Annotated in this window: 17 protein-coding genes; 7 read left to right on the top strand and 10 right to left on the bottom strand. The window is 45.1% G+C overall.

Features of this window, described 5'->3' with window-relative positions:
* Nucleotides 1-37: 37 nt before the first annotated feature.
* The gene (locus J4227_00950; GenBank protein ID MBS3109079.1) at nucleotides 38-556 is read right to left on the bottom strand and encodes an RDD family protein; all 519 of its coding nucleotides are present in this window, start codon (nucleotides 554-556) and stop codon (nucleotides 38-40) included.
* A gap of 97 nt (nucleotides 557-653) precedes the next feature.
* Here J4227_00950 and eif1A point away from each other — a divergent pair, with 97 nt between their 5' ends.
* Complete coding sequence (gene eif1A, locus J4227_00945; GenBank protein MBS3109078.1) at nucleotides 654-998, top strand: translation initiation factor eIF-1A; 345 nt, start codon at nucleotides 654-656, stop codon at nucleotides 996-998.
* Nucleotides 999-1,392: 394 nt separating this feature from the next.
* Here eif1A and lspA read toward each other — a convergent pair whose 3' ends face one another.
* Together lspA and J4227_00935 are read right to left on the bottom strand one after the other, a co-directional pair.
* Complete coding sequence (lspA, locus tag J4227_00940; GenBank protein MBS3109077.1) at nucleotides 1,393-1,833, bottom strand: signal peptidase II; 441 nt, start codon at nucleotides 1,831-1,833, stop codon at nucleotides 1,393-1,395.
* A gap of 77 nt (nucleotides 1,834-1,910) precedes the next feature.
* A complete protein-coding gene (locus J4227_00935; GenBank protein ID MBS3109076.1) occupies nucleotides 1,911-2,426 on the bottom strand; it encodes a hypothetical protein in 516 nt (171 codons plus the stop codon).
* 106 nt (nucleotides 2,427-2,532) lie between these two features.
* On the opposite strand from J4227_00935, the gene J4227_00930 reads away from it, so the two are divergent.
* A complete protein-coding gene (locus tag J4227_00930; protein MBS3109075.1) occupies nucleotides 2,533-3,402 on the top strand; it encodes an EamA family transporter in 870 nt (289 codons plus the stop codon).
* Between the two features lie 38 nt (nucleotides 3,403-3,440).
* On the top strand, nucleotides 3,441-3,938 hold the full coding sequence (locus tag J4227_00925; GenBank protein MBS3109074.1) for an adenylyltransferase/cytidyltransferase family protein: 498 nt from the start codon (nucleotides 3,441-3,443) through the stop codon (nucleotides 3,936-3,938).
* Between the two features lie 17 nt (nucleotides 3,939-3,955).
* On the opposite strand, the gene J4227_00920 is transcribed toward J4227_00925, so the two are convergent.
* Together J4227_00920 and J4227_00915 are read right to left on the bottom strand one after the other, a co-directional pair.
* Nucleotides 3,956-4,705 carry a hypothetical protein gene (locus J4227_00920; GenBank protein MBS3109073.1) on the bottom strand — a complete coding sequence of 250 codons (750 nt, stop codon included), beginning with the start codon at nucleotides 4,703-4,705 and terminating at the stop codon, nucleotides 3,956-3,958.
* 96 nt (nucleotides 4,706-4,801) lie between these two features.
* Nucleotides 4,802-5,758: a hypothetical protein gene (locus tag J4227_00915; protein MBS3109072.1), complete on the bottom strand. Its 957-nt coding sequence runs from the start codon at nucleotides 5,756-5,758 to the stop codon at nucleotides 4,802-4,804.
* Between the two features lie 178 nt (nucleotides 5,759-5,936).
* Here J4227_00915 and J4227_00910 point away from each other — a divergent pair, with 178 nt between their 5' ends.
* The 3 genes from J4227_00910 to J4227_00900 all read left to right on the top strand — a co-directional run bounded on the left by J4227_00910 (nucleotide 5,937) and on the right by J4227_00900 (nucleotide 8,131).
* Entirely contained in the window at nucleotides 5,937-6,683 is a 747-nt protein-coding gene (locus J4227_00910) for a hypothetical protein (protein MBS3109071.1), read from the top strand.
* A 170-nt stretch (nucleotides 6,684-6,853) separates the two neighbouring features.
* Nucleotides 6,854-7,792 carry a serine/threonine-protein phosphatase gene (locus J4227_00905; protein ID MBS3109070.1) on the top strand — a complete coding sequence of 313 codons (939 nt, stop codon included), beginning with the start codon at nucleotides 6,854-6,856 and terminating at the stop codon, nucleotides 7,790-7,792.
* Nucleotides 7,793-7,843: 51 nt separating this feature from the next.
* Nucleotides 7,844-8,131 (top strand): hypothetical protein, encoded by a 288-nt coding sequence (locus J4227_00900; GenBank protein MBS3109069.1) that lies wholly within the window; start codon nucleotides 7,844-7,846, stop codon nucleotides 8,129-8,131.
* Here J4227_00900 and dnaJ read toward each other — a convergent pair.
* A complete protein-coding gene (gene dnaJ, locus J4227_00895) occupies nucleotides 8,128-9,282 on the bottom strand; it encodes a molecular chaperone DnaJ (protein MBS3109068.1) in 1,155 nt (384 codons plus the stop codon). The two genes, J4227_00900 and dnaJ, sit on opposite strands and share 4 nt — an antisense overlap.
* Nucleotides 9,283-9,373: 91 nt before the next feature.
* On the opposite strand from dnaJ, the gene J4227_00890 reads away from it, so the two are divergent.
* Nucleotides 9,374-9,739 carry a hypothetical protein gene (locus tag J4227_00890; GenBank protein MBS3109067.1) on the top strand — a complete coding sequence of 122 codons (366 nt, stop codon included), beginning with the start codon at nucleotides 9,374-9,376 and terminating at the stop codon, nucleotides 9,737-9,739.
* 27 nt (nucleotides 9,740-9,766) lie between these two features.
* Here J4227_00890 and dnaK read toward each other — a convergent pair whose 3' ends face one another.
* From dnaK to grpE, 4 genes are read right to left on the bottom strand one after another with little or no spacing between them, the layout of a single operon-like run.
* On the bottom strand, nucleotides 9,767-11,692 hold the full coding sequence (gene dnaK / locus J4227_00885; protein MBS3109066.1) for a molecular chaperone DnaK: 1,926 nt from the start codon (nucleotides 11,690-11,692) through the stop codon (nucleotides 9,767-9,769).
* Nucleotides 11,693-11,694: 2 nt separating this feature from the next.
* On the bottom strand, nucleotides 11,695-12,045 hold the full coding sequence (locus J4227_00880) for a hypothetical protein (GenBank protein ID MBS3109065.1): 351 nt from the start codon (nucleotides 12,043-12,045) through the stop codon (nucleotides 11,695-11,697).
* A gap of 4 nt (nucleotides 12,046-12,049) precedes the next feature.
* The gene (locus J4227_00875; GenBank protein ID MBS3109064.1) at nucleotides 12,050-12,466 is read right to left on the bottom strand and encodes an NUDIX hydrolase; all 417 of its coding nucleotides are present in this window, start codon (nucleotides 12,464-12,466) and stop codon (nucleotides 12,050-12,052) included.
* A complete protein-coding gene (grpE, locus tag J4227_00870) occupies nucleotides 12,456-12,986 on the bottom strand; it encodes a nucleotide exchange factor GrpE (protein MBS3109063.1) in 531 nt (176 codons plus the stop codon). The genes J4227_00875 and grpE overlap by 11 nt, the downstream gene beginning before the upstream one ends.
* Nucleotides 12,987-13,195: the final 209 nt, after the last annotated feature.

Genomic DNA, 13,195 nt, shown 5'->3' with positions numbered 1-13,195 from the left:
TTGAAAATCTGTGCACATTAAAAACCTAATGATCATCTTACATCCACCTGTACATCTCAACAACCCTTGTCCTGCTCAGCCTTTCACTGAGCCTTTGGCCATTCTTATTGAATAGCATGTAAATCGGGTCAATAATTATCAGGAAAAACAAGGGGAATATTGGAACAAAATAGGCAGACCTCACAAGAGCCTGCCAAAATTTCACCCTTTCCTTAATGTCAAGTTTTTCCTGCCTGCCATTAGTTTCAGCAACAACAAACAGCCCAAACATCATTTTCCCGAGCGTCTGCCCCAATTTCCATTCAGTAAATACAAAATAGGACAATATGATCAGGGCTATGGCCACGGCGCTTGCATAAACAGTACTGTATACGCCGTCATTCTGCAGCATTAAATTGTACATTGATTCAAAGTCTCCCTCTGGAAGTGAGCTGTTCAGCAGGCCTCGGAATGGAGTCAATACAATAAGATTGAGCAGCAACAAATCGAGCATGAATGCCAGTAATCTCTTGATTGTGCCGGCATTGGCCAGGTATACCTTTGGTTTGGGTGGCATCTCAATGTCAAAAAAATTAATCTATAAAAGCCTTTGTCTTAGGATTCAAAACTTCAATTAGAAACATATATAAAACCCCATGCATTCCGAGGAAGCCATGAGCAAGAAAAAGGAAGAACTCGCAAGGCAGGAGCAGATTGAGGAAGAGATAAGGCGAGTAAAACTCCCGCGCGGAAATGAGGTGTTTGGCATTCTTGAGCAAAGGGTTGGAGGGAGCAGGGCAAAAGTGCGCTGCCTGGACGGAAAGATGCGAATCTGCAGGATTCCCGGCAGGCTCAAGAGAAAGCTCTGGGTAAGGGAAGGCGATCTTGTGCTGATTGAGCCATGGGAGCTTAGCGGGGATGACAAAGGCGATATAATTTTCAAATACAGGAAAACCCAGGTTGATTTCCTGCAAAGGAAAGGCTACCTGAAGAATCTGCAGGATTTCGAGGAATTCTAGGTTTAATCTTATTTCTAACGGTATCTGTTTCAATCTGAATAATCAATTATCCATAATTAGAATTATGGAAGATGGGCTGAGGCGGACTCGGCACGTATCAGAATTGTCACGAAGGCAATCGATAGTGGTTGTGCCCATCTTCCATTGATGTGATATAGCGGATTTCTTGCTTTGTTAGCAATTTCTTGCTACCTTTGCAAATTTCCTGCATAGGTTAGGTGGCGCAAAACACTTGGATGTTTTGCATAATATATTAATTACAGAACTAGTATATAAATTTTATGTTTTTATATATTAGTATACTTATTATGTATATTCATTTAATTATTGTGTTATATAACTCTTAACAAAAAGCATAAATTTAACAATAAATGTAAGAACTAAATGGCACTACTTATTTTTCCCGCATAGTCTGCCATGCATAGAAGATTACTCCTAAAACCAGGGCTGAATCCGCTATGTTGAACACAGGCCAATAATGAAAATCAAGAAAATCAGTTACCCTCCCAAAAGCAATTCTGTCAACCAAATTGCCTGCAATCCCGCCAAAAGCCATTCCAATCCATACGGCACTCTTGCCCTTAAACTCATTGATATAATAGGCAAGAGCTCCCATTGCCATGACAGCAACCCATATCAAGACTGCATTGTAGCCCTGCAGAATGCTGAAGCCGGCACCGGTATTCGTTGTATGCGTCAGGCTGAAAATCCCAAAAATCCTTATCTCCTGCCCCAATGCTATAAAATTTCGCACCAGGATCTTGGAGAACAAATCAAGCGCAATCACAATAATCGCCGCAATAAAAAATTTCTTGCTGTCATTATCAATCTTCATAAGCGTTCATTGGCCTGCCTGTATAAAAATTTACTGGGAATCTTGCGGGACTACGCCAAAAAAAGCTTGAGAAAAGCCTACCATCCTGTTTTTTTCCTGACCTGTTCCCTTTCATTCATGCGCTCAATATTCGAAAGCCTCTGGTTAATCATGTCAAGTGAAACCCTCAGGGAATCAAGCTTGCTTGATATTAGCTCTATGTCTTTTGACAGCGCATAATTGTTATTTGCCATGGCCTGGCCCTGCTGCTGTTGCTGGGCACTCATTGTAAATGGCCTGTTGAAATCCGGCTGCTCCAATGGCTGTTGCGCTTGCTGGCTTCCAAAACCAGGCTGCCCAAAATTAGGGCTGTCCATGCTTGGCCTCATCTGGGGCCTCATTGGCGGCATGCCTTGGGGCGAGCGCATTCCCTGGCCTGGCAAATTCATTGGCATGTCAGAAAAAGGATTATCGCCTGCACTTGCAAATGGGTCATTCGCACCGCCGAAAGGGTCAGTTCCCGGAGCACTACCTAAGTCACCGCCACCCAAGCCCAGGTCATCCAGGCTGTCGTCCTCTTTTTTCCAAAACTTCAGCTTGCCTAAAAGTCCCATCTACAGGCGCTTTGAGCTGTCACACTTTAAAAATTTTGCCATCCAGTTTCGGCCATGCACTGCAGTTTCCAAAAACAATAAATAGCAAGCACAACTCTCTTCCTGCATGGAATGGATCATCTTCGGGCTGCTCCTTGCAGCCGCTTACTCTGTGGCCCAGCTTTGGGCAAAGAAATCCATGCAAAAGGCTGATGCATTGATTTTCTTTCTCATCTACAACTCGGTATTTGCCATTCTGAGCCTTATTGGCATGATTATTTTCTGGGACAAGGTGTCGCTGCCGTTAGCCCTCATCCCTCTCTACATATTTTCAGGAATCCTGATCCTCATAGAAGAACTTCTGTTCCTCAAATCCTTGAAGTATGCTTCAGTTGGCGAGACAATTCCCCTGCTTTCCCTCACACCATTATTCACCACGCTCCTGGCTTTCTACTGGCTCGGGGAAGCGCCCGGGCAAACAGGGTTGATCGGGATTAGTGCGATAGTTCTTGGAACGTACATCCTCAACGCAGGGGACAGTGGCGGAAATTTGCTCACCCCAATCATGACAATTTTCCGGAACAGGGGCTCAAGGTATATGTTCTATGTCGCATTGCTCTATGGCCTGGGCTCTGTCATTGACAAGTACATGGTCACCCACACAAATTTTGAGTCATACCTCATGTTGTGGTCTTTTTTTGTCCTTCCATTTGCAGCCTTTTATGTGAGAAAGCACCACCAGCGCATTGATTTTTCAAAGTACAAATGGGAATTACGGCATGGCGCCATATATGCCGCAATTTTGGTTGTTGTGTATGCAATCCACTTGTACACTTTGACATTGACATATGTGGCTTATGTCATTGCAATAAAGCGCCTGGCAATCCTGTTTTCCGTTGTCGTGGCATTTTTCCTTTTCAGGGAAAGGAAGAACTTTGTCTACCATCTTGCCGGAACAGCGTTGATGGTTTGGGGGGTTTTCTTGTTAGTCTCATAATGCAAAAGTTTTTATGATTGTGGAACTAAAACTGAAAAATGAAAAAAAGCACAAGGACAGCCTTGTTTTTAGGAAGGTTCCAGCCATTCCATCTGGGCCACCTTTGGGTAGTCAAGAAGCTAAGCAGGGATTATACCGAGGTTTTAATCCTTGTCGGGACACGCCAGAAAAAAGGCAGGAACAACCCATTCACTTATTCTGAAAGAAATCAGATGATAAAAGCTGCTTTGCGAAAGCTCAAGATAAAAAATTGCCAGCTTATTGGAATCCCGGATACCAAAAGCGATGCAGTCTGGATGCGAAAATTCCGAAAGGCTGTGCCAAACAATTCCATCATGTTTTCGGGCAACAATGACATGCTGGTCTTGTTCAGAAAACACAAATTCCCTATCAGGAAAGTCGACATCTATCGCGGCATTTCCGGCACAAAAGTCAGGAGAATTATCACCAGGAACGGAAACTGGAAGAAATACGTCGACAAAATGGTTGCGGAATTCCTGGAGCAGAATCATCTGCTTGGCAAGGTTAGGAAATAATTTTGTGGAAATCCAGTTCATGCCCCCAAATATTCCATTATTTTGCCGTGGTCAGCTCTCACAAGCTCATTTTTGCTCCCTTTTTCTAATGGCACATATACAAATCGCTGGTTAAATCCGATTATTTCAGGGCCATCAGGCATGTTGAAGGTCAAAAGGTTTATCCAGTCCAATGGTTTATTCCTATCCACCAGTCCAATCGAAAAATTCCCTGCGCCAGCCCATCCTGGTCCATGATTTGGATGGTAATGGTGGAATCCATTATACCCTTGCTGCCGTGCCAATGCAGAATTTACTTGGCCGGTCCCTCCAGTCAAAAAAAATATCAATCCTTCTGCTTCAGCAATCCCGGGGTGAAGTATCTCTGTAACAACTGTCGTTCCTTTATCATCGTAAGCTTTCAGCAAAGTTCCCCATTCCTTTCTTTCGCCCGCACGGGTCCTTTCTAGCAGGTTTTCCAAGCCATCTGCATCTTCTATTGTTATTCTTTCTGAATTTTGGAGAGGATAGCTTGCCCCGTCATTTTCGAGTTTTTTCCGATCCTTATTCAGGTAATGCCTTGTTCCTACTGTAAGGAAAGCAAAAAAGCCAACAGACAGGGATGCAAGGCCAAATGCCCCTCCTATTGCATAGCGCATAAAATCCTGGGCGTTGGCTAAATAATCAGCGGAGTTCCAGCCAAAAAGCGCGGCAGAGCCAAGAAGGATAATATCCTCTTTGCCATACAAAATCCTTGTTGTTTGGTATGCCATCTGTTTTTTATTCATAAAAAACTGAATCTATCTATGATTAATAAAGCTATGTGAACGTAGTCCTTTCAGAGTGATGAACATTTTGCAAGTGAAGAACATTATAGCATCAAATCAAAATATCCCCGGCACAAACCTATACTTCACTTTCCTGCAGTACGCAACATAATCCGGGTCCTGCATCAGGTGCCTTTCCTCGGTCATTGCCCTGAAAAAATAGATTATTGTCCAGAAGCACATGCCCAGCGCAAACGGGATGCTCATGACGGGGACCAATGTAATCCACCATATCAAAATCTTGCTGACATAGGCAGGATGTCTGACAACTGAGTAAGGAAACTTTGACACAATTCCCCGGTTCGTGAGGTTGGACGCCTTGAATCCGAGCGAAATGCTTGCAGCCACAAATATTGCAAGCAACAGCACCAAAATTATCCGGGCATAAATTGTCACATTCCCAAAATCAGCATAGTCATTTGCCCCCCATGGCACATATTTTCCTGCAAACATGTTGAAAGGTGGATAGCAAATCAGTGTCACTGCCCAGCCGAATATGGTGGGCTCAACTGATTTCACAACATTCTTCAGGAACCTGAATTCAAAGGCATAGCCAAATGCAAAAATAAGCGTGTCCACAACAAACAGGAAATTCAGCGCAAAGGGATACCACTGGAAATTCTCATAAAAAGGCCTGGCAATGCCCAGGTTGTTCCAGAAGAAATTGATCATCGTCGGCAGGTAGAAGAGCTTCACTGCCATGAAAAGAGTTGCCACCTTCTCTTCCCTTGAAATTTCAGAATGCTTGCCTGGCCAGAAAACTGTGGAAAAATATTTTTTTACGGCCCTCAGGAAAAGGAAAGGCTTGCCTTCCCCCGAACCATTTTTCAGGAATGCATAGTAAAGCGGGGACAAAATCACATAGGAAAGATAGAGATACATCAGTGTCCATTGGGTTTGCCAGGAGAGGCCGGACTGGTAGTATGGCAAGAAATTGAACAATGCCATTCCCGAAGTGTATACAAGCAGACCTGACAGGTAATTCTTAGCCCATCCCCTGAATGACATAGCCATATGGAAATCCTTGCTGCAGAATTATAAAAGGTTTATGTATTATGAGAAATATTTGTTGAATTGAAATCTAACTATGGAATTTTTGAAATTCACTGACTTAGGTTGGATTCAACTTAATTTTTTACAGAGTAGTAGTTACAATACAAAACTTTAAAAGTCGCCACCTTCTGTCTCTGATATGGTTGAGCAAGGCCTGAAAAAAATCATTGGGCAGTACAAATACGGGCAATTCAACATTCTAGACAATGGAATGGCCATATCTTATAATCCGGAAGACAGGGTTTTCAAATTCGACCCTTTCTATAACCACGCTGCCAATATCACATCAGGCTCATGTTCTGAACTGATGATTGCCGCTTATCATGCAATCCGCCAGCAGTACCCGGCAAGTTTCGCATATAGGGCCACAGGCCATGACACAAATTATTTTGTCGATAAGGCCAGCAGCCATGTATTCCTGCTGGTTAGTGAGGAGCCATTGATGGACAATCAGCAAATTGCAAAAGGTCCGGACAGCATTGAAAAGATACTTTCAGCAAACCCTATTCTGGTTGACCCAAGCTTTGGCATAGTTGGCAGGTTTTCGGAGTCTGGCTATAAGGTCAAGAGAATTGCTGACCAGGGGGTTAAGATGCGGTATTCAGACACTCTCCTTCTTCCACACGACTATTATGTTCCGCTGGGACTCAATTCCAGGAAGGAAATGGTGTACCTGGGAGTTAATTTCGATTCGGAGTCGCAGCTGATAATCGGTTTCCAGTCGCCCCGGCAAAAATTGGTCGGGGTTGAATTGCGCCGTAAACTAATTGATACACTTGTAGCTGATGATCCGGAAATATCCCGCTTCATCCGGCTGTTAAGGTCCAGGGAAAAGAAAATGTCATTGTCTCCGCTAAAAAAGCGGAAACACATCATAATTGAATGAGGGCATCAAGACTCACTACTGCCATCTCTCCGTCGAGAAAAAACAATTTAAACATAGCTTTATTAACCCTCATTTTTCCCAATAACAGCATCTGCGTCCACTTTAAACTGGATTAATCAATACCAGCCAGAGCTATGAAATAGCCAGTGGGCACTTTTTATGAGGCAAGTATGAAACCAATCAAAGGTATGGATAGGGCTGAACTGGAAAAGGAACTGGGGCGTCTAAGGCGTGAAATTGAGCATTTTCAGAATCTGGCAGGCCTGACTCTGCCGCGCCAGGACAGCTTTCCCCAGCTTCCTGGGATAGATTACTATGTGCGCTCCCAGCCGCTGCAGGGCAAGGTGTCAGGTGACCTTGCAATCACCATAAATTTCCATGAGCATAACCTTGCCAAGAAAATTGAGCGCGCCTTGGAGCAAAACAACCAGCAATTGGCAGCAGCCTTGTCAAAAAACCTTGACCGCTTCGGCATATTGATTGCAGATGTGGCTGGCCACAGGATAACTGACAGCACGATGGGCGTATATCTTTACGCCGCCTTCAAGATGGGCATTGGCTATGAGCTCGAGCAGCATGGCGAAATCACACCGCGGCTTTTTGAAAAGCTCAATACGCGGCTGTACAACCTTGTCAGCCACTCAACAATGGCCAGCCCGCCCTTTGTGACAATGATTTATGGCGAGGTTGCAAATGACGGCAGGTTCAGGTACCTCCTTGCAGGCCATCCTCCTCCTCTTGTTTTTTCCAATGAAAATAACCGGCTCGAGAAGTTGGACGGAAAGTACACTGCTGCTTCCACCTTTCTCGGCGTCCTGCCCTCAAGATACCACCATGATATTGAGCATTTCGAGCCCACATTTGGCACAAAGGACCATTATGCTGTAAACGAAATAGCCTTGCTCGGCCAGGGAGACATAATGCTGCTTTATACCGACGGCCTGACAGAGCAGAAAAAGGGCGCAATGAACTTCGCGGGCACCGGGCTCGAGCCTCTGTTGCAGGAAGTAAAGGCTGAGAAGGCCAAGACAATTTACCAGGCAATTATGAAAGAGCTGCGCAGGCATAGTGACGATGATGTAACCATAGCGGTCATAAAGAAAAAATAATATTTTATTATTTCAGCAACCTTTTTAAAATATGCCTGATTATTAGCCACCATGGCATTTGGATTCCTCAGGCCCACAATAGTAAATGTCACCTTGACGCTTCTGGTATTGCTGTTGCCAATCATGCACGAGAATGTACAATTGCCGGATGGAGGCACGGTACAGGATACCTATGCACCGATGCAGCTGATAGTTGCATATATTTATCTTGGGGATCTATATCCATTGATGCTCATGTTTGGATATGCATTGGCCGTGTACATTGCAATATCACTAATCATATTGGCGGTGACAAGAGTGAACAAGTTTTTTCTCCTTATGAAAATCCAAAAATTCTAGAACGCTTCCCTTATCTTCTTGAAGAATGACTTTGGCGGCTTGACTTCTTCCCCAAGCTCATCTGCCAATTCCTCAATAATCTCCTGCTGTTTTTTTGTGAGCCTTTCCGGGACAACCACTTTGACCTTCACAAGCTCGTCGCCATATCCATGCCCGTGCAATCTTGGCATTCCCTTGTTCCTCATCTTGAAAACAGTGTGGCTTTGCGTTCCCTCCGGTATTTTCAGGGTCGCCTTGCCTTCCAGTGTTGGAACTTCAATTTCACCGCCCAATGCCGCAGTTGTGAAATTAATGGGCACTTCAACATAGATGTCCTCCCCTCTTCTTTCAAAAATCCTGTGCTCGTTGATGTGCAGGACAACATACAGGTCGCCAGGAGGCGCATTCCTTTCCCCGGCCTGGCCTTCGCCCGCAACCCTCATCCTTGTCCCTTCATCCACTCCCGGCGGAATTTCCACCTCAATCCTGCTTGTTTTTTCAAGCCTGCCGGTGCCTTCGCAGTGCATGCACCTATTTTTGATAAACTTGCCGGATGCATTACATTTTCTGCATGGCGATGTTGTTGCAAAAACCCCGAATGCAACCCTTCTGGTTTCCTGGACATACCCTGAGCCGTGGCATTCCGGGCAGTCCTGTATGTCCTCATGGTCCTTGGCGCCTTTGCCGTTGCATTTGTTGCAGGTTTCCAGCTTAGGTATGACAATCTCCTTCTTTGCGCCAAAAGCAGCGTCTTCGAGCTCAAGCTCGATGTCATACCTCAGGTCCTCGCCCCTTCTTGGGCCTCTTGACCTTCTCCTGCCCCTCCCAAAAATATCCTGGCCCCCGAAAATTGAGCCGCCTTCCCCGAAAAAGCTGTCAAAAATAGTGTCAAAATCAAAGTCATGGCCGCTCATGAAATCGCGGAAGTCAAATCCTGCCCCGCCGAACTGCTCGGCTGTTGTGCCATAGGCATCATATTGCTGCCGCTTCTGGTCGTCAGCAAGCACAGCCGCAGCCTCGTTGATTTCCTTGAACTTTTCAGTGGCATCCGGGCTTTTATTGAGGTCCGGGTGGTATTTCTTGGCAAGGTTCTTGTAGGCTTTTCTAATGTCCTCTTTGCTTGCACCCTTTTCAACGCCGAGAATTTTGTAGTAGTCTTTTTCCCCTGCCATCTTCTTAAGTCCTTCTTTGGTTCTATTTAAATTTAATCCAGTCCAGCCTTCTTTTGCAAAGATTTATAATTTTGCCCATATGCTAATCCCCATGTTCGATGACGTACCATTCCCGTGGCGAAGTGCTTATTCCTTCGCGGAAGTGTTGTTGCCACCAGGCAATCCAAAATCTCAAGTCACATATGTACTCTATGTTCCAACTGTTAAGGAAGCCTTCAAATTATGGGAAAATGCCACTCCTACTTATCAAACATCGGATCCTGATCAATTTTCACAGTATCGTGCCAATGCATTAATGGGTGGTAAAACCTTAGTTGATGATCATCTTCCAGCGGATATATCGGATATTTTGAGTTTTGTTAAGGTCGAACAGGAAAAAAGTGCACCTCTGGCACTACTTCTCCGACTTCCATTGGCCACGTTCATGCAACTTAAACACAACTTCGAATCCAAGTGATTTGCCATTCAAACTTAATCTTTCTAATTACTTCTTCTTCCCGGCTTTCCTGTCACCTTCCGCGCCTTTCCCTTCCTTGTCCTTCACTTCATATTCAGCATCCACAACTTTTTCGTCGCCGGGACTGTCATTTCCATGGCTGTCGCCATGCTCGGCATGGCCGTTGCCGGGATCAGCAGCCTGCGCTGCCTGCTCTTGCTGCACCCTGGAATAAAGCTCTGTGCTCAGCTTCTGGATTTTCTCATTGATGCTATCCGTCTTTGCCTTGATTGCTGATGCATCCTTGCTTTCAGCCTCAAGCAGCTTTTTCAGCTCTGCAATCTCCCCTTTCACAGGCTCGAGCTCATCTGCCTTGACCTTGCCTTCAAAGTCCTTGAACAATTTTTCGCTGGAATAGACAAGTGTGTCAGCCTGGTTGATCACTTCAGCCTCTTCCTTTCTTTTCTTGTCCTCATCCGCATGCTCTTCAGCCTGCTTTTTCATCCGCTCAATCTCATCGTCGCTCAGCTTCTGGCTTGCTGTTATCTTGATGGACTGCTGCTTGCCTGTTCCTAAGTCATGTGCTGTAACATGCACAATGCCATTTGCATCAATGTCAAAAGTGACTTCAATCTTCGGGATGCCTCTTGGTGCGGGTGGAATTCCAACAAGGTCAAACTGGCCCAGCAATTTGTTGTCATTCGCCATCGGCCTTTCTCCCTGGAATACCCTTATTGTCACAGCAGGCTGGTTGTCAGCTGCTGTTGAGAAAGTCTGGCTTTTCTTAGTTGGGATAGTCGCATTCCTCTCTATCAATTTAGTGAACACGCCTCCCAGAGTCTCAATGCCAAGGGAAAGAGGCGTCACATCAAGCAAAAGTATATCTTTCACTTCGCCAGACAGCACGCCTGCCTGGATGGCTGCACCCATTGCAACGCATTCCATTGGGTCAACGCCCCTCTCGACTTTTTTGCCCAGCATGTCTTCCACAAATTTCTGCAGGATGGGCATCCTTGTCGGGCCGCCGACCATGATAATCTTGTCAACATCATTCCTGGTGAGCTTGGCATCCTTCAATGCCTGTTCAACAGGGTGCCTGCACTTGTCTATAATCGGCCTGACAAGCTCCTCAAGCTGACTCCTCCTCAATTTCATGGTCAAATGCTTTGGCCCGTCGTTTGTTGCAGTAATGAACGGAAGGTTCAGGTCAGTATCCAATGTTGTTGACAGCTCAATCTTTGCCTTTTCAGCTGCCTCCCTAACCCTTTGCATGGCCATGCTGTCCTTGGATATGTCAACATTTTCCTGCTTCTTGAATTCCTTTACCACCCAGTCAACAACAGCCTTGTCCATGTCTGTGCCGCCGAGCTGCGTATCGCCTGAAGTTGACTTGACTTCAAACACTCCCTGGCCAAATTCCATTATTGTCACATCAAGCGTCCCGCCGCCAAAATCAAAAACAAGAATTTTCTGCTCCTTGTCAACCTTGTCCAGGCCATATGCAAGGCTGGCTGCAGTTGGCTCATTGATTATCCTCACAACTTCAAGGCCAGCAATTGTCCCTGCGTCCTTTGTCGCCTGCCTCTGGTTATCATCAAAATATGCAGGCACTGTTATAACTGCCTTTTCAATCTTTTCCCCCAGGAATTCCTCCGCATCCTTCTTGATTTTCTGGAGCACATATGCAGAAATCTGCTGTGGCGTGTAATCCTTGCCATGCACCTTGTACTTGTGGCTTGTTCCCATCTTTCGCTTGGCTGCGAAAATTGTTCCGTCAGGATTGCTCACTGCCTGCCTTTTGGCCGGCTCGCCAACGAGCATCTGGTTGTCTTTTGTGAACGCAACCACGCTCGGAAACGCCTTTCCATACAAAGATGCACCTTCAGCGCTCGGTATGATCTTCGGCCTGCCCGCCTCCAAAAATGCTGCTGCTGAATTGCTGGTACCTAAGTCTATCCCAATTATTTTTGCCATGTTCATCCACCCCGATTGTCATTTTTATTTTTTAATGCAACACTCCTCAACTCTTCGACCCTTTCATGAGTCAGGACAGGCTTGCCCATTTTGGCCGCCTTCCTAAAAGATTCCACATCAACATTCTCAAACAGCTTTGCAATCCTGTTTGTCTTCACATTGTCATATGGCTTGATTGAGCCGAACGCCTCGTGCAGGGCAAGATCCGTTGTAAAAAGAGAAGTTCCTTCCTTGCCGCAAATAATTAATGTGTCAACAGTTTCATCCTTTCCGATGAGGTATTTTAACAATTGCTCTGATGAAAGGTACATCCTGTTTTGCCCGCCTTCCGGCATGATTGTTTCCATGTTCATGATATCACCCTGCAGATTTTGAGTAGTACTCCTTGATTGTCTTGCCGTGCCCAAATGCTATCTTTAGTTTTTTTGCATCCTTTTCGCTGAAAAACCTGATTTCGCTGGCCTCATTTGTCCTCTTTTTTGGCTTCTTTGATGTCTTGGCGTGAAAAACAATTGCAATTGCGTGCCAATCCCTCTTCCTGTCTATCTCCTGGTTATACCTCAGGAAGCTGATCTTGTCAAGCTTGATTCCAGTCTCTTCTTCTGTTTCCCTGATGGCGCATTTTGCCACATCTTCATCCCATTCAATATGCCCGCCGGGAATTGTCCAGTAGCCTTTGTATGGATTATTGGTTCTCTTGAGCAGCAAAATCTCATTCTTCCTGTTTGCCACAACAACGCCTGTTGTTGCAATTGGATATCTTTTAGGTTTCATTCTTTTCCTCTCCTGCAAGATTTTCTGGCTTTTTCTTGCCGATTTTCACTTTGCTGTGCCGTAAGACCGAATCCCCGAGCATGTATCCTTTCTGGAATTCCTCAAGTATGGTGTCATCCTTGTCGCTTTCAGCCTGCATCAGCACTTCATGCCTGTAAGGGTCAAATTTTTCTCCAACAGCCTTGATAGGCCTTAAGCCATCTGCCTCAAGCAGTGAATACAGCTGGGCATAAATCAATTCAATGCCTTTCCTGAACTTTTCAATATCTGCGCCATTGCCATTCTTGATGGCCTGCTCAAAGCTGTCCAGCAGCGGCAAAAGCCTTGCAACCATCTTTCCATTGCAGTACTTTGCAAAACTCTCTTTTTCCTTGTCCACTCTTTTCTTGTAATTCTCAAACTCTGCCTGGAGCCTTTGCAGGGTGTCTGTCAGCTCTGCAATTTGAACATCCTTAGGATCCTGCACGGCCTCTTTTTTTGGCTCTTTTTCCTCAGCGTGCTCGTGCTTTTTCTTGGTCATCTTCTGGCACCTTTAAAATATCTTTAATTTCATATAGATTAGTTGACTTTAAGTCAACGTAGAAAGGTTAAAATAGACACTTCTATTTAAAGGTTTCGGATACGAATACAAACTGTGCTATCCCATTATTAGTTTACACATAAACCTCACTCGGTGATGTTTATGTACAAATTGACATTTGAAAAAAGAGTTTGGATAGTAAAGCAATG

This window comes from Candidatus Woesearchaeota archaeon, assembly GCA_018303405.1.
GTDB lineage: Archaea > Nanobdellota > Nanobdellia > Woesearchaeales > JABMPP01 > JAGVYD01.
This window is presented reverse-complemented; position numbering and strand designations above follow the sequence as displayed.